Origin of the sequence: Aeromonas sp. 159 (assembly GCF_963862045.1) — a bacterium.
GTDB lineage: Bacteria > Pseudomonadota > Gammaproteobacteria > Enterobacterales > Aeromonadaceae > Aeromonas > Aeromonas veronii.
This window is the reverse complement of sequence record NZ_CAWLMI010000097.1, coordinates 1-14,701: the sequence shown is the minus strand read 5'-3', so window position 1 is coordinate 14,701 and position 14,701 is coordinate 1. Positions and strand designations below refer to the sequence as shown.

Annotated in this window: 15 protein-coding genes; 10 read left to right on the top strand and 5 right to left on the bottom strand. The window is 59.7% G+C overall.

The window, feature by feature from the left end; translation table 11 throughout:
• Nucleotides 1–49: 49 nt before the first annotated feature.
• The 3 genes from AACR14_RS15520 (at nucleotide 50) to AACR14_RS15510 (ending at nucleotide 4,034) form a co-directional block, all read left to right on the top strand.
• On the top strand, nucleotides 50–577 hold the full coding sequence (locus AACR14_RS15520; protein WP_019446835.1) for a potassium-transporting ATPase subunit C: 528 nt from the start codon (nucleotides 50–52) through the stop codon (nucleotides 575–577).
• Between the two features lie 126 nt (nucleotides 578–703).
• The gene (locus AACR14_RS15515; protein WP_019446834.1) at nucleotides 704–3,292 is read left to right on the top strand and encodes a sensor histidine kinase; all 2,589 of its coding nucleotides are present in this window, start codon (nucleotides 704–706) and stop codon (nucleotides 3,290–3,292) included.
• A gap of 58 nt (nucleotides 3,293–3,350) precedes the next feature.
• The gene (locus AACR14_RS15510; RefSeq protein WP_019446833.1) at nucleotides 3,351–4,034 is read left to right on the top strand and encodes a response regulator; all 684 of its coding nucleotides are present in this window, start codon (nucleotides 3,351–3,353) and stop codon (nucleotides 4,032–4,034) included.
• Nucleotides 4,035–4,038: 4 nt separating this feature from the next.
• Here AACR14_RS15510 and AACR14_RS15505 read toward each other — a convergent pair whose 3' ends face one another.
• Nucleotides 4,039–5,166 (bottom strand): multidrug effflux MFS transporter, encoded by a 1,128-nt coding sequence (locus AACR14_RS15505; RefSeq protein ID WP_019446832.1) that lies wholly within the window; start codon nucleotides 5,164–5,166, stop codon nucleotides 4,039–4,041.
• A gap of 92 nt (nucleotides 5,167–5,258) precedes the next feature.
• Between AACR14_RS15505 and AACR14_RS15500 the strand changes: the two genes are divergently transcribed.
• Nucleotides 5,259–6,083, top strand: coding sequence for an AraC family transcriptional regulator (locus AACR14_RS15500; protein WP_019446831.1), 825 nt, complete (start codon nucleotides 5,259–5,261; stop codon nucleotides 6,081–6,083).
• Here the strand turns inward: AACR14_RS15500 and AACR14_RS15495 are convergent.
• The gene (locus AACR14_RS15495) at nucleotides 6,013–6,246 is read right to left on the bottom strand and encodes a hypothetical protein (RefSeq protein WP_005355777.1); all 234 of its coding nucleotides are present in this window, start codon (nucleotides 6,244–6,246) and stop codon (nucleotides 6,013–6,015) included. The genes AACR14_RS15500 and AACR14_RS15495 overlap by 71 nt on opposite strands.
• 293 nt (nucleotides 6,247–6,539) lie before the next feature.
• On the opposite strand from AACR14_RS15495, the gene AACR14_RS15490 reads away from it, so the two are divergent.
• Nucleotides 6,540–7,790: a valine--pyruvate transaminase gene (locus AACR14_RS15490; protein WP_019446830.1), complete on the top strand. Its 1,251-nt coding sequence runs from the start codon at nucleotides 6,540–6,542 to the stop codon at nucleotides 7,788–7,790.
• Between the two features lie 72 nt (nucleotides 7,791–7,862).
• Here AACR14_RS15490 and AACR14_RS15485 read toward each other — a convergent pair whose 3' ends face one another.
• Together AACR14_RS15485 and AACR14_RS15480 are read right to left on the bottom strand one after the other, a co-directional pair.
• Nucleotides 7,863–8,303: an Hsp20 family protein gene (locus AACR14_RS15485; protein WP_019446829.1), complete on the bottom strand. Its 441-nt coding sequence runs from the start codon at nucleotides 8,301–8,303 to the stop codon at nucleotides 7,863–7,865.
• Nucleotides 8,304–8,396: 93 nt separating this feature from the next.
• Nucleotides 8,397–8,810, bottom strand: a complete 414-nt coding sequence (locus AACR14_RS15480) for an Hsp20 family protein (RefSeq protein WP_010635612.1) — start codon at nucleotides 8,808–8,810, stop codon at nucleotides 8,397–8,399.
• Between the two features lie 280 nt (nucleotides 8,811–9,090).
• On the opposite strand from AACR14_RS15480, the gene AACR14_RS15475 reads away from it, so the two are divergent.
• The 5 genes from AACR14_RS15475 (at nucleotide 9,091) to AACR14_RS15455 (ending at nucleotide 13,514) form a co-directional block, all read left to right on the top strand.
• Nucleotides 9,091–9,861 (top strand): MBL fold metallo-hydrolase, encoded by a 771-nt coding sequence (locus AACR14_RS15475; protein WP_019446828.1) that lies wholly within the window; start codon nucleotides 9,091–9,093, stop codon nucleotides 9,859–9,861.
• A 91-nt stretch (nucleotides 9,862–9,952) separates the two neighbouring features.
• Nucleotides 9,953–10,912, top strand: coding sequence for a helix-turn-helix domain-containing protein (locus AACR14_RS15470; RefSeq protein WP_019446827.1), 960 nt, complete (start codon nucleotides 9,953–9,955; stop codon nucleotides 10,910–10,912).
• A 65-nt stretch (nucleotides 10,913–10,977) separates the two neighbouring features.
• The gene (locus AACR14_RS15465) at nucleotides 10,978–11,682 is read left to right on the top strand and encodes a helix-turn-helix transcriptional regulator (RefSeq protein ID WP_019446826.1); all 705 of its coding nucleotides are present in this window, start codon (nucleotides 10,978–10,980) and stop codon (nucleotides 11,680–11,682) included.
• An 89-nt stretch (nucleotides 11,683–11,771) separates the two neighbouring features.
• Complete coding sequence (locus AACR14_RS15460; protein ID WP_026035124.1) at nucleotides 11,772–12,545, top strand: alpha/beta fold hydrolase; 774 nt, start codon at nucleotides 11,772–11,774, stop codon at nucleotides 12,543–12,545.
• A 204-nt stretch (nucleotides 12,546–12,749) separates the two neighbouring features.
• Nucleotides 12,750–13,514, top strand: coding sequence for a GNAT family N-acetyltransferase (locus AACR14_RS15455; RefSeq protein ID WP_019446823.1), 765 nt, complete (start codon nucleotides 12,750–12,752; stop codon nucleotides 13,512–13,514).
• Between the two features lie 62 nt (nucleotides 13,515–13,576).
• Here the strand turns inward: AACR14_RS15455 and AACR14_RS15450 are convergent.
• Nucleotides 13,577–14,701, bottom strand: a protein-coding gene (locus AACR14_RS15450) for an IS3 family transposase (RefSeq protein ID WP_202801615.1) whose coding sequence is annotated in 2 segments (ribosomal slippage) — nucleotides 13,577–14,442 and nucleotides 14,442–14,701 — 1,126 coding nt annotated over the 2 segments. Because the reading frame shifts where the segments join, the coding sequence is not laid out codon by codon here. This gene is flagged as partial in the annotation.

Sequence of the window (14,701 nt, the reverse complement as noted above, 5' to 3'; positions counted from 1 at the left end):
ATGCGGGGCAGACCCGCATCCCCAGCCATCCTTTTGGAGCAAGAGAATCATGATAGCAATCAGAACCCTGTTGACCCTGACCCTGCTGCTGGGAGTGGGTTATCCACTGGCCGTCACCGGGCTGGCCCAGCTGCTGTTCCCCTGGCAGGCCAACGGCAGCCAGCTGACCGACAGCAAGCAGCAACTTATCGGCAGCGCCCTGCTGGGGCAGAAATTCGAGCGGGCTGACTACTTCCATCCCCGTCCCTCCGCCAGCGATTTCAACACCATTGGCGGCAGCGCCAGCAATCTGGGGATGAGCTCACCGCTGCGGGCAGAGTTTGCCGAACAGGCCGCCAAGGCACAGCCGGGAACCCGCTCCCCCGCCATGCTGACCCGCTCCGCCTCCGGCCTCGATCCCCACCTGCCGCTGGATGCGGTGCTGGCTCAGGTCGACCGCGTCGCCAAAGAACGTGGACTGGATCCCGCCCAACTGACGGAGCAGGTCAAGTCGGCCACACAAGCTGGTATCCTTGGCCCGCAGGTGGTCAACATTCTCCAGCTGAATCTGCAACTGGATCATAAAAAGGGCGCCTGATGGCGCCCATTCCGGTTTGGTGATGACCTCGATTTTCGAAACGGGCGGTTGGCTCGATAGGGATAACAATGGCTGATGTAGCAAGCGCCGACGCCCTGCTGGCGAATCTGATGCAGGAGCATGGGGATGCGTGATGAGGTAAGGGCCGACGCCCTGCTGGCGAGCCTGGAGCAGGAGCACAAGGGCAAGCTGAAGGTGTTTCTCGGCGCCGCTCCCGGCGTCGGCAAGACCTACGCCATGTTGCAGGCGGTGCGGGAACAGGCCAAGGAGGAGGTCGACATCCTGATCGGCGTGGTGGAGACCCACGGCCGTCAGGAGACTCTGGCCCTGCTCGACAAGCTCGCCATCATGCCGCGCAAGATCCACATGCACCGCCAGCAGCGACTGGAGGAGATGGATCTCGACGGCCTGCTCGCCCGCAAACCGGCCATCGCCGTGGTGGACGAGCTGGCCCACAGCAACGCCCCCGGCAGCCGCCATGAGAAGCGCTGGCAGGATGTGGAGGAGCTGCTCAACGCCGGGATCGACGTCTACACCACCCTCAACGTGCAGCATCTGGAGAGCCTTAACGATCTGGTGTGGCAGCTCACCGGGGTCAGGGTGAAAGAGACCCTGCCCGATCAGGTGCTGCTGGAGGCCGACAGTCTGGTGCTGATCGACCTCCCCCCCAAGGAGCTGCTCGGCCGCCTCAAGGAGGGGAAGGTTTATGTGCCCCATCAGGCCAAGGCGGCACTGCAATCCTTCTTCTCCCTCAACAACCTCACCGCATTGCGGGAGCTGGCGATGCAGACCGCCGCCAGCCATGTGGAGGGGGATCTGCAACTACAGTGGCAGGCTGCGGGCAAGAGCACCTTGCCGCTGCGGGGCAAGCTGATGGTCTGCCTCGGCGACCTGCACGGCTCGGCGCTGGTGCGCTACGGCCACCGCTTTGCCCAGCGCCGTCAGCTCCCGTGGCTGGTGGTGCATGTCGACAGCAATGGCCGCCGCTCTGCCGATGTGGAGCAGGCGCTGGCGCTCGCCTCCCACCTCGGCGCCAAGGTGCTGACGCTATCCAGCCCGGCGGTCGCCAACACCCTGCTGGAGACCGCCGAACAGCAACAGGTCTCCCAGCTTCTGCTCGGCAAACCTCACAAGGCGCCATGGCGCCGCTCGCTGGTGCAGCACCTGCTCAAGCAGGCGCAGGGGCTCGAAATCACGCTGGTCGATACCGAGAAGCAGAAGCCCGAAGTGGGGATGCGCGTCCCGACCCCGAAGGATATACACCACAGCATGCTGGCAGTGGTGATCATGGGGATCACCTCGGCCGCCGCCTGGGGGCTCTCCTACTGGCTGCCCCCCGCAGCGTTACCGCTCATCTTCGTGCTGGGGGTGTTGGCGACGGCCCTCACCACCAGTCTGGTGCCCGCCACACTGGCGGCGGTGCTGGGCTTTATCGCCCACAATCTGCTCTTCACCGCCCCCTACTTCTCCCTGAGCGTCGCCAACCACAGCGACCTGCTCACCCTGTTTGTGCTGCTTATCGTCGGCATGACGGCGGGGCGGCTCGCCTCCCGCCAGCGGCAACAGCTGATCGGTCTGCGCGAGACCCAGCAGTTGGGCAATGCCCTGCTCTCCCTCAGTCAGGGGTTAGCCACCGCCAGCAGCCCGGAGGAGGTGCTCAGACAAGGTGCCCAGGCCATTTCACTGGCGCTCGGCCAGCCGACCGTGGTGATCGACAAGGAGTTCAACGACAGGCTCGGCAACGAGAAGCACAGGCCCGGCCAGACCGACAAGGCGGCCATCGACTGGTGTCTGGCCCAGAAGCAGAGCGCCGGGGCCCACACCGCCACCCTCAATGCCGCTGAGGCCCAGTATCACCACCTCAGCGACGATCTGGTGATCGGCATAACGCTGGCCAATCCGCTTTCCTCCTCTGCCGAGCATCAGCTGCAAGCGCTGCTCACCGACATTCGCGCCGCGCTGGCGCGGATAGACCTCAACGAGCGGCTGGCCGACAGCCAGTTGCAGGCTGAGACAGACCGGATGCGCGCGGCCCTGCTCTCCTCGGTCTCCCACGATTTGAAAACGCCGCTGGCCACCATCATGGGGGCTGGCAGCACCCTGCTGGAATATGGTGACCGGATCCCCGCCGAAGACCGTGACGAACTGCTCCACTCGGTGCAGGAGGAGGCGCGCCGCCTCCACAGCTATGTGCAGAATCTGCTGGATATGACCCGCATCGGCTCCCCCGACTTCCAGCTGAAACGAGACTGGGTCGATCTGGCGGATCTGGTGGAGAGCGCCCGCAAGCGGCTCGACTCCTCCTGGCGCCAGCACAAGCTGCTGGTCCATTTCGATCAGCATGTGCCCCAGCTCTATGTGCACGGCGCCCTGATCGAGCAGGTGCTGGTCAATATCCTCGACAACGCCTCCCGCTACTCGCCAGCTGGCACCCCCATCGAGTTCAAGGTGATGGTGGCCGAACCCGACCTCATCATCGACATCATCGATATCGGGGTCGGTATCGCCGAGTCGGATCGGGAGAAGATCTTCAACCTCTTCTACACCCAGCCGGTTGGCGATTGCGGCAGCCGTGGCACCGGGCTTGGCCTCGCCATTTCCCGCGCTATGATAGAGGCCCACGGCGGCAAAATTTGGGCCTTCTCCGGCCCCAATGGCAACGGCACTTGCATGCGCATCTCCCTGCCGCTCGCCCTCAATTCACCGGAGGTCTGATAGTTGACCGCCAGATCGGCTCACTCAGCCCCTCCCACCATTCGCCTCTGGAGGTTCGATGGCGCACATTCTGGTCATAGATGATGAAGCGGCGATCCGTCGCTTTCTGCGGATCAGCCTGATTGCCGAGGGGCATCAGGTGAGTGAGGCGGTGGGGGTCAATGAAGGGCTGGAGCAGTATCGCCACCTCAACCCCGATCTGGTGATCCTCGATCTCGGTCTGCCGGATGGCGATGGCATTCAGGTGTTGCAGGCCATTCGCGAACACCACCCCAATCCTGTGCTGGTGCTGTCGGCCCGTGATTCGGAGCAGGAGAAGGTGCGGCTGCTGGATGCCGGCGCCAACGACTACATGAGCAAGCCGTTTGGCATCGGCGAGATGATGGCCCGCATCCGTGTGCTCTTGCGCCAGCGGGCTGGCGTCAGCAGCGGCGAGCAGCGCCACTTCCCCCAATGCGGCCTGACGCTGGATGTCAGCAGCCACAAGGTGACCATGAAGGAGGAGGAGATCCCCCTCTCCCGCAAAGAGTTCGCCCTGCTGCAGGCGCTGGTGTGCCACCCCGGAAAGCTGGTGATGCAGACCCAGCTGCTCAACGACATCTGGGGGCCGAGCCACAAGGAGGACACCCACTACCTGCGCATCGTCATCGCCAGTCTGCGCAAAAAGCTGGGGGATAACCCCCAGCAACCGACGCTTATCGAGACCGAATCCGGTATCGGCTACCGCTTTATCGGCAACTGACGTTTCACGTGGAACGACGCCCGCTGCAAATCAGCGCCAGCAAACCGCAGCCACTCAGCAACAGGCCGAGATCCTGCAATACGGCCGCCACCGCCAACCCCAGACTAAGCAGCAGGTAGTAGCCAAGCCCGAACAGGGCACCAGCACTGCCCGCTACCTCGCGATAGGCCAGCAGCGCCTGACTCAGCACATTAGGAATCGCCAGCCCAAAAGCGACGACGACACCCATCATGGGCAACAGGAACCAGAGGCTGGCCTGAGTCGCCCATACCAGCAGCCCGGCGACCAGCGCCAGAGCGCAAGCCAGTCTGACCAGAGATGACGGCAGCCACCCCCTCCCCAGCAGATGCTTGTTGAGCAGGCTGCCGAGCAGAGTCGCCAGCGCTAGCAAGATCCCCGAATAGCCAAACTCGCCGGTGCTCAATCCCAATCCGGCAAACAGGAACGGCGCCAGACTGTAGTAACCAAACAGCATGGTGTTGAACAGGGCGACCAGCATGGCACCGCGCCAGAGTCCGCCATCCTTCATCATCCGGCACGCCAGCGGCCAGAGTGCGACTTGCCGGGTGGTGGCCGGACGGGTTTCCGGCAGCTGCCAGCAGGCCACCAGCAGCAAGCCTAACGCCAGTATCAGCAGACCGCTGAACACCCCGAGATAGCCGAACCCGCTCGCCAGCTGACTGCCACTGAGCAGCCCCAGCACCGGACTGAGTGAGAGCGCAATGCCCATCACCGAGAAGACCCGCGCCAGATCGCTGCCCTGATAGCTGTCGCGCAGCATGGTCTGGGTCACCACAGATCCCACGGCGGCACCAAAGGCCGAGATGACCCGGGCCAGCAGCAGGGTTTCAAACTGGTTGGCCAGCAGCGCCAGCAGGGTGCCTACACCATAGGTGAGCAGACCGGCCAGCATGGCGGGACGCCGCCCAATCAGATCGCAGAGCCGTCCCCAGCAGACCACGCCCACCGCAAACGCCAGAAAATAGACCGACAGGGTCTGGGATGCCTGCCCCTCGCTCACCCGAAACTGGCTGGCGATGTGGGTCAGGACCGGGCTGTAGATGGTCTCCACAATTTGGGGAAACATCATCAATCCCACCACCAGCCAGAGCGGTGGCAACTTGTTGTTCATGACAAACCTCCTTCACAAGAGGTCGCCATTCTAGAGAGATGCCATTTGTCTGATTACAATAAGCAGGACTATAAACATCAAAAATCGGACACATGGCCTTTATTCTTCCCGATCACCCTTTTGACCCCGACCAGCTGACGGGCAGCGTGATCGGCATTGCCTCCGCCCTCGGCTGGCACGACTCGGGTCTGCATCAACATCAACGCCATCAGCTGTTGTTCGCCCAATCCGGCTGCATGACCATGGAGCTGGAAGGTCGGGTCTGCCTGCTGCCGCCCACCCGCGCCGCCTGGCTGCCAGCGGGCACAGCTCATCGAGTATTGATGCGTGGTGTGGTGGCCTACCGCTCCCTCTACTTCCAGCCGCACCCCGAGTTGCCCGGCACGGTGGAAGTGCTGGCAGTCAATCCGCTGCTGCACGAACTGATCGAACGGATGGCGCTCTGGCCGTGGGACAAACCGCAAGAGCAGCAGCAACGGACGGTAGCACTGTTTATGGAGGAGTTGGAGCAGGCGCCGCGGGAGTCATGGCAGCTGCCGCTGCCAACCGACCCCAGACTGGGCGGCTGGCTACAGCAGTTGAAACGGGGGGATGCCCTGCCGGAGCGGCTCAATCGGTTGGCCGGACAGATTGGTGCCAGCGACAAGACCATTGGCCGCATCTTCATGCGGGAGACCGGCATGAGCTATCAGGCGTGGCGTCAGCAGTGGCGGCTGTTGCGCGCCATGGAGCTGCTGGCAGAAAGCGAGTCCATCAGCCGGATTGCTGCTGCGCTGGAGTTCTCCAGCGACAGCGCCTTTATCAGCTTCTTCAAACAACATACCGGACAGACCCCCCTGCGCTACCTCAACTCTCGGGGTGAGTCGCCACAGCCTGACTCGCCTCCACCACCAGGGTATCCAGCGCCAGCGGTTTGAGATTGTGCAACGCATCCTGCACCACTGCATGGGATGCCTGTTGCAACTCGCTCTGCACATCCTGCTCCAGCTGGACACTCTCCAGCTCGGGCCGCGGGTTTTCGTTGGCCATCACGTTCAGGCTCAGGGCACTCACAATCAGGGTAGCGATCAGGCTTTTCATCTGGTTTGCTCCGGTATGGTTGAGATGACCAGATAGCTATTCCAATAGTTGTGCCAATCCTCATGCAATGCATAACATGATGATTTTGTTTAAATTAACTATCTTTCGATACCAAATTGAGTCGCAAAATGCATTCAACTCGGTCATTTTTAAACCAACAGTTGGTGCTTTTAACCACGCTTGATTTTTGCACCATGTTCCACGTGGAACGTCCCATCTTTTTGATCGACACCCGCTTTTAAACTGAGCTATGGTGCTACATCCCCGTAACTCAAATCTGGATCTGTCACCGAATGGAATTTTCCTTGTTCGGCGAGAAGTTCACTCGCCATGCCGGTATTACCCAACTCATGGATGACCTTAATCAGGGGCTGACCAATCCGGACGCCATCATGCTAGGTGGCGGCAACCCAGCCCCCATCCCCGCCATGCTGGAACGCTTTCAGGCCGAGGCCAAGAGCCTGCTCGACAACGGTGAGCTGGTGAAGGCGATGGCCAACTACGATGGCCCCCAGGGCAAGGACAGGTTCACCAAGGCGCTGGCGGCCCTGCTCAGCAAGGAGCTGGGCTGGGAGATCTCCGCCCGCAACATCGCCCTGACCAACGGCAGCCAGAATGCCTTCTTCTATCTGTTCAACCTGCTGGCCGGTGAATTTGCCGATGGCCGCAAGAAGAAGGTACTGTTCCCGCTCGCCCCCGAGTACATCGGTTATGCCGACTCGGCACTGGCGGACGACTACTTCGTGGCCTACAAACCCACCATCGAGAAGCTGGCCGATGGCCAGTTCAAGTACCACGTGGACTTCGAGAGCCTGCAGGTAAGCGATGACATCGGGGTGATCTGCGTCTCCCGGCCGACCAACCCGACCGGCAACGTGCTGACCGACGAAGAGATCGAGCACCTCGATCAGATCGCTCGCGACAAGGGCATTCCGCTGCTGATCGACAATGCCTACGGCGTCCCCTTCCCTGGCATCATCTTCAGCGAGGCCAAGCCGTTCTGGAACGCCAACACCATCCTCTGCATGAGCCTCTCCAAGCTGGGGTTGCCGGGCACCCGCTGCGGCATCGTCATCGCCGACGAGAAGATCATTCAGGCCATCACCAACCTGAGCGGCATCATCAATCTGGCGCCGGGCAGTCTGGGCCCCGCCATCACCATTCCGATGATCGAGAGCGGCGAGATCATCGCCCTCAGCGAACAGGTGGTGAAACCCTTCTATCGGCAGAAGGCGGAGCTGGCGGTGCAGCTGCTGCGCGAGGCGATCCCCGACCCGCGCTTCCATATCCACAAGCCTGAAGGGGCTCTCTTCCTCTGGCTCTGGTTTGAAGATTTGCCGATCCACTGTCAGGAGCTCTATGAGCGACTGAAGGCGAAGAACCTGCTGATCGTGCCGGGTCACTACTTCTTCCCCGGCATCGACGACTCCGAGTGGCGCCACAGCCAGGAGTGCGTCCGCCTCAACTACTCCCAGAGTGAGGAGCTGGTTCGTCGCGGCATCGCCATTCTGGCCGATGAAATCAATGCCCTCTACGCCGGCTAAATCAGTCCGGCCAGCCAAAAACAGAAAGGCCTGCAGATGCAGGCCTTTATTGTTTATCGCAATCCGGTTTGCTTAGCCGGGCAGCGCCAGCTGCTCGGGTTTGCCGATGGGGATGGCGCGGGGCTTGAGCGCCTCCGGCAGCTCGCGGGCCAGCTCTATGGTCAGCAGACCATGCTCCAGCTTGGCACCTTGCACCTCTACATGCTGGCTCAGCTTGAAGGCGAGCTCGAAGTCCCGCTCGGCGATCCCCTGATGGAGGAACTGGCGCTCACCCATGGTGGCGACCTTGCGCCCCTTCACCTTGAGGGTGCCGTTTTCGGTCTCCAGCTCCAGCTCATTGCGCTCGAAACCGGCCACGGCAACCGTGATGAGGTAGCTGTCGTGGTCGCGCTTTTCAATGTTGTACGGGGGGTAGGCCGAGGTCTTCTGATCGAACAGGCCTTCCAGCTCACGGGCCATCCGCTCGAAGCCGACGGCATTGGAATAGAGATGAGAAAAATCGAGGTTACGCATGATCCTATCCTTCTATAAAGCAACAGGGTTTACTCTCCACGGGCCCGTCAATCGGCACCCGGGAAACATCAACAATGCAACGAGGTCAGGCTGTCAGCCGTTGATCTCGATCTTGCGGGGCTTCATCGCCTCGGGCACTTCGCGCACCAGGTCGATGTGCAGCAGACCGTTCTTGAGGTCAGCGCCCTTCACCCGCACATAGTCGGCCAGCTGGAAGCGACGCTCGAAGCCGCGTTCGGCTATGCCTTGATAGAGGTAGTTACGCTCGGTATCGGCCTGCTTGTTGCCCTTCACCGTCAGCAGATTCTCCTGGAAGCTCAGCTCCAGCTCTTCCTGGGTAAAGCCCGCCACCGCCATGCTGATGCGGTAGTCGCTGTCACCCAGCTGTTCGATGTTGTAGGGGGGATAACCGGCATTGCCATTGCTGGCGGCAGATTCGATGAGATTGGCCAGACGATCGAAACCGATGGCAGAACGATAGAGCGGAGAAAAGTCGATAGAACGCATAGTATTATCCTCTTTTGAGCGATAACCGATTGTTTGCCCTCCTGGTGGACGGGCGCCTGGTCGAAACCTCTGTCGAGCGTTCCGGCCTTGTTACCTATATAGGGGCTCACTTTTTCCTTTCAAGGGGATTTTTTCAAATTTTTTAAATGGCCGCGCCGACCTGTAGAACATCAACCTGTTGGCCCGATAGTGATGATAATCGACCCGTGGGCCACTGATGGCAACTCGCTCCGTCTCCCATAATTGGTTGCATATCCACCAGCCAACATGGAGCCATCCCATGAAGATTACCCAGGTTCGCAACGCCACCTTGCTGCTCGACTATGCCGGCACCCGCTTTCTGATCGACCCCATGCTCTCGGCCAGGGGGGCTTTCCCCGGCTTTGAGGGCACCGCCAACAGCCAGCTGCGCAATCCGCTGGTCGAGCTGCCGCTACCGATCGATGAGCTGGTCGATGTGGATGCCGTTATCGTCACCCACGACCATCCCGACCACTGGGATGATGCCGCCAGAGAGCTAATCCCCAAGCATCTGCCGCTCTTGGTGCAACATCAGAAAGATGCCGATGCCATTCGTGCCAGTGGATTTGAGGATGTGCGCCTGCTGAGCGACCAGCCCGAGTTTGCCGGCATTCGCCTGCAGCAGACCGGTGGCCAGCACGGCAGCGACCAGTTGATGGCGGTACTGGGCGAGCGCATGGGAGAAGTGTGCGGTGTGGTCTTCTCCCACCCCGTTGAGCAGTGCCTCTATCTGGCCGGTGATACCATCTGGCATCCCCGGGTCGAGCAAGCCCTGCAACAGCATCAGCCCGAGGTCATCATCCTCAACTGCGGCGATGCACAGGTGCCCGGACTCGGTTCCATCATCATGGGCAAGGAGGATGTCGCCGCCGTTTATCAGGCCGCACCGCAAGCCACGCTGATCGCCAGCCATATGGAGGCGGTCAACCACGCAGTGCTGTCACGCCAGGAGCTGCGCGACTATCTGACGAAACGGGGCATGACGGATCGGGTACGGGTGCCGGAAGATGGCGAGGCGATATCGCTGTGACCCGCAGGAGGGCCATGCCAGAGATGGCCCTTCGGCTTTCACTGCCAGACGCTTATGATGAGGGGTCTGCGCGCAGAGAGGAGCCAACACCATGACCACCCCGATCGTTGCCGTGGTGACCTTCGATCACTTCAGCCCTTTTCACTGCGCCGTCCCCTGCCTCATCTTCGGCGATATTCTGCCGGGCCAACCGCTGTTCGAGCTCAAGATCTGCTGCGGCGATGGCAACCCTCATTCACACTCAGCGCAAGGCTTCACCATTCAGGCTCCTCATGGGCTGGAGGTGCTGGCCGAGGCGGAGATCATCGTCATCCCCTTCTGGCACGACCCGGCAGCACGGCCACCAGCAGCGCTGCTCGATGCCCTGATTGCCGCCAGAGCCAGAGGTGCCCGGCTGGTCGGGCTCTGCCTCGGTACCTATGTGCTCGCCTACGCCGGGCTGCTCAATGGTCGCAAGGCATCGACCCACTGGGAGTACGAGCAGGATTTCTGCCACCGCTTTCCCTGCGTGCAGCTCGATACCAACGCCCTCTATGTGGATGACGAGGGGCTTGTCACCTCGGCAGGCACTGCCGCCGGGCTGGACTGCTGCCTCTATCTGGTACGCCAGTACCACGGATCGGCCATCGCCAACAAGGTGGCACGGAGGCTAGTGATCCCGCCTCACCGGGAAGGGGGGCAGGCCCAGTTTATCGAGCAGCCGGTGCCCGCCTCCACCCGCGATGTCCGGATGAACCAGTTGCTCGATCACTTGCGTGCCCATTTGGCCGCCCCTCATACCCTGGATTCTCTGGCGGCCCACACCCTGATGAGCCGCCGCACCTTTACCCGCCGTTTTCATCAGGCTACCGGCCTCTCGGTGGGTGAATGGCTGCTGGCGGAACGGCTCAGGCGCAGTCAGGAGCTGCTGGAGGTAAGCGGCCATTCCATCGACCGCATCGCCGAGCTGGTCGGCTTCAAGAGTGCCACCTCCCTGCGCAATCACTTCCGCGCCCGCTTTGCCATCTCCCCCAGCGAGTGGCGACGATCTTTTCGTGGCCAGAACTCCTGATGATGCCCGCTGTACCCGCTCACTCCGCTATGGCAGGCTAACCAGAGACCCCGAGGAGTCATACCATGTCCCGTTCCGAACGCCTGCTGGCCCTGCTCCAGCTGCTGCGCGGCCACCGCTACGCCATCACAGGCGCGGAGCTGGCCAGCCAGCTTGGCATCAGCCTGCGCACCCTCTATCGGGATATCGCCACCTTGCAGGCGCAAGGTGCCCATATCGAGGGTGAACCCGGGATCGGCTATGTGCTGCGTCCCGGCTTCATGCTGCCACCATTGATGTTCAGTGAAGAGGAGCTGGATGCGCTGGTGCTGGGGTCGCGTTGGGTCGTCGCCCACGGTGATGGAGCCTTGAGTGCATCGGCCAGCAGTGCGCTGGCCAAGATAGAAGCCGTGCTGCCCGCCGACTATCGCCAGCAGCTCCAGAGCAATGCCCTGCTGATCGGTACCTCACGCAACGACAGCCTCACCGATGAAGCCCCGCTGCGCAGCGCCATCCGCCAGCAACGCAAGGTGACCCTGATCTATCGGGACCTCAAGGATGAGGCCTCTGAGCGTACCGTCTGGCCCTTTGCCCTCGGCTACTTCGAACAGGTGCGGGTGCTGGTAGCCTGGTGCGAACTGCGTCAGGGCTTTCGCCACTTTCGGGTCGATCGCATCACCCGGATGCAGCCGCAAGATTGCCGCTATCCCAAAAGCAGAGAGAGCCTGCTGAAGGAGTGGCGCACCACCCAGCAAATCCCGCAGCCGAAATTCATTGCTGACAGAAACTGACAGCAGGTAGCGCCATCCTGAGGGGGTCGGCGCAGATGTGCTATTTCATCTGTTAGGTCATATACATCGAAACGAGGTTGCTCAAAAACATGAACAATAAAAGTGGTTATATCGGCGTCAACGGTGTTGAGTTGTATTACGAACTTTCGGGTAATCCTGATGGTGAGCCTTTATTGATGCTTCATGGTGGCCTTGGTTCCCTTAATGAACTAATACCCATTCAAAGATATGTTGCCATGGATTATCAGTTGATCAGTGTAGATTTCCGTGGCCATGGAAAATCCCCTCTAGGTAGTAAGCCATTGAGTTACTTGCAGTATCAGCAAGATATCCAAACACTCCTCGACTATCTGGGCGTTGATAAATATTCAATATTTGGCTTTAGTGATGGTGGTATCGTAGGTTATCGACTAGCCGTACAAGAACCCGATAGCGTTTCTTGTTTGGTTACACTTGGTGCAACGTGGCGATTAGAGCCTGATGATCCATCACTCGGGTTGCTAAGCGGCTTAACAGCAGACTTTTGGATTTCAAAGTTTGCCGATGATGTCGCGCTATATAAGGTGTCAAATCCCGAGCCTGATTTCCCAAAACTGGTCGATGCGGTAAAGGCTGTTTGGCTTGATACAACACCATCTGGCTACCCGAGTAACCTGGTTGAAAAAATTCGTTGTCCGACATTAATCATGAGGGGTGATAACGATGTCATATTTTCGCTTGAGGAGTCTGTGGTTTTAAAAGCAAAAATCGCAGATTCCAGTTTTGCCAATATTCCACTCGCGGCTCACTCAGCTCATCAAGAATCGCCGGAACTGGTAGGTAAAATGCTTCAACAGTTCATGTCACAGCATAAAAACTATTAACTCTTCCATAGCACACTGCATATAAAGAATCAGCTCTGTGCAAGTGAACTCATCATCAAAATGCCGAACATCAAATTCGGCATTTTCTTTATTTCAGCCCGCTCGCCCATCCTTTCAACTGCCAGTGTTTCACGTGGAACGTCGGGCGGCATCCGGCTGGGCCGTCTGTGCTATCATCCCCGCTCCTTACTCTCTGGAGAAACAATGACCACTCGACATAATCCGCTCGAACTGTACCAGCCGGACAACAGCTCCCCCGATAAACTGAGCGAACGACAGCTGATGCTATTTGCCCTACTACAACAGCGTGAGCAGGAGTTTGGCTTCAACCAGAACGTAATCGTCCACTACCCGGAAGCGAGCTTTCTCACCGCTCCGCTCGATTATCTGGATCAGCTGATCCTGGAACAGCAGCAACAGGGTCACCTCATCAATGAGGTGGTGATACTCACCACTTACCCTCAGGTGCACACCCCACTGGTCGAGCGTGACTATCTGCATGAAGCGGTTCATATGCCCGCAGGTCCGGATCACACGGCAATCTTCAGATTGGATTATGGTGCTAATCCGGCAGGCAAAACCCTCTATATCGAGGCCGTCAATGAGCAGGACCCCAAGATCTGGCCGACCTTTGTGTTGATGTTGCGCGATGAGCATGGTGAGCTGCAGGGCGGCATGTCCGGATCAATCTGGACTCAGGATAAGCGGCGTTACGCCTATATTGGCACTGTGGTGGTGCAACCTGGGCAACCCGCAAGAACCGGCACCCTGCTCGCCAATACCGTGCTGGAGTACCTGACGCAGCAAGGGGTTTACGAGGTCAATCTCGGTACCCAGACCGCCGAGCCCTTCTATGCCAAACTGGGCTTCCAGACCATTCACCACATAGTGCCAGCGTTGCGTCACCGCACAGCTAGCGATGGCGCTGTGCTACCCCACAACCTGGTCATCATGAGCAAAATGCTCTGATAAAGCAGACTACTGTCTAGTCCTGAAATAGGTTTACACATTTTCAACTAGCATTTCTCTACTCAGACCCCCCGATGTACCGCATCGGGGGGTCTGTATTTCAACGCATGATGCGGCCGCTCCGCGTTGTAAATATCCACTGCTTCACGCACCATTTCCCGCGCTTGCGTTAAATCTTGCGGGCTTTGCAACAATAACTCTCCTTTCAAAATCCCGTTCACCCGCTCCGCCAACGCATTCTGGTAACAGTCATACCCATCCGTCATCGAGCATTTCACCCCGTACCGTTCATGTAGTGACTGATACAGCCCAGAACAATACTGCACGCCGCGGTCCGAGTGATGGATGAGTTCACCGCTGCCACGTCGTTGCTTCAGTGCTTTCTTGAACGCCATCGCCACCGATTCGGCGTGCATCCCTTCGTGTACGTGATGGCCCACTATCTTGCGTGAGTAGGCATCCGTCACCAGGCTCAGGTACAGTGGCCCGCTCCTGGCTGGCAGATAGGTGATATCTGCGACCCAGACCTGCTCCGGGGCCACCGGTGTGACCTGCTCTGGCCCCGCCTTGAGCAAGTTGGGATGACGGTAGAAACGGTGAAAACTGTGAGTGGTCTTGTGATACGCCCGTCTGGGCTGCACCAGCAGGCGGTGCTCGGCCAATATCTGAAACAGCCTGTCCCGCCCGACCTTGAGCCCGTCATCATCCTGACCCTGCAGCAGATAATGCAGCTTGCGAGTGCCCACCCGAGGTTGTCGCAGTCGAACTTGACGCACAAAGCGCACCACCTGCAATCCCTGAGCATGGCGCTCGTCGGCGACCCGATTGCGCTTGTAGTAAGCCTGCCGGCTTATCCCCAGAAACAGGCAAGCCCTGACAATGGTCGGCCTCTCGACTTGCCGCTGCGAGAGGACTTGCCGGGTCGCATTTTTACGATGGAGACGCCGTAGTCATTCTTCAGTACATCGACGACGGCCTCAAAGAACTGGGCCTTCTGGCTCATCAGCGCCAGCTGCTGCTCGAGTTCCTTGATGCGCTGTTCGGGCGCCTGGTTGTCGGGGTCAGGCATGGTGATGCTCCTGCCGGCGCGTACAGAAGCCCCCTGGCTCCAATCTTGCCGACCATGTTTACGCAACCATACCAGAACGGTGGAGCTGCCCTGAATGCCATAACGCACCTGAGCCTGT

What these genes read in the sequence shown, in the direction of transcription:
- AACR14_RS15485 (WP_019446829.1), bottom strand. Translation starts at nt 8,303, where the DNA reads ATGCGTAACCTCGATTTTTCTCATCTCTATTCCAATGCCGTCGGCTTC.
- AACR14_RS15495 (WP_005355777.1), bottom strand. Translation starts at nt 6,246, where the DNA reads ATGAAAAGCCTGATCGCTACCCTGATTGTGAGTGCCCTGAGCCTGAAC.
- AACR14_RS15515 (WP_019446834.1), top strand. Translation starts at nt 704, where the DNA reads ATGCGTGATGAGGTAAGGGCCGACGCCCTGCTGGCGAGCCTGGAGCAG.
- AACR14_RS15520 (WP_019446835.1), top strand. Translation starts at nt 50, where the DNA reads ATGATAGCAATCAGAACCCTGTTGACCCTGACCCTGCTGCTGGGAGTG.
- AACR14_RS15510 (WP_019446833.1), top strand. Translation starts at nt 3,351, where the DNA reads ATGGCGCACATTCTGGTCATAGATGATGAAGCGGCGATCCGTCGCTTT.
- AACR14_RS15465 (WP_019446826.1), top strand. Translation starts at nt 10,978, where the DNA reads ATGTCCCGTTCCGAACGCCTGCTGGCCCTGCTCCAGCTGCTGCGCGGC.
- AACR14_RS15475 (WP_019446828.1), top strand. Translation starts at nt 9,091, where the DNA reads ATGAAGATTACCCAGGTTCGCAACGCCACCTTGCTGCTCGACTATGCC.
- AACR14_RS15470 (WP_019446827.1), top strand. Translation starts at nt 9,953, where the DNA reads ATGACCACCCCGATCGTTGCCGTGGTGACCTTCGATCACTTCAGCCCT.
- AACR14_RS15500 (WP_019446831.1), top strand. Translation starts at nt 5,259, where the DNA reads ATGGCCTTTATTCTTCCCGATCACCCTTTTGACCCCGACCAGCTGACG.
- AACR14_RS15505 (WP_019446832.1), bottom strand. Translation starts at nt 5,166, where the DNA reads ATGAACAACAAGTTGCCACCGCTCTGGCTGGTGGTGGGATTGATGATG.
- AACR14_RS15490 (WP_019446830.1), top strand. Translation starts at nt 6,540, where the DNA reads ATGGAATTTTCCTTGTTCGGCGAGAAGTTCACTCGCCATGCCGGTATT.
- AACR14_RS15460 (WP_026035124.1), top strand. Translation starts at nt 11,772, where the DNA reads ATGAACAATAAAAGTGGTTATATCGGCGTCAACGGTGTTGAGTTGTAT.
- AACR14_RS15455 (WP_019446823.1), top strand. Translation starts at nt 12,750, where the DNA reads ATGACCACTCGACATAATCCGCTCGAACTGTACCAGCCGGACAACAGC.
- AACR14_RS15480 (WP_010635612.1), bottom strand. Translation starts at nt 8,810, where the DNA reads ATGCGTTCTATCGACTTTTCTCCGCTCTATCGTTCTGCCATCGGTTTC.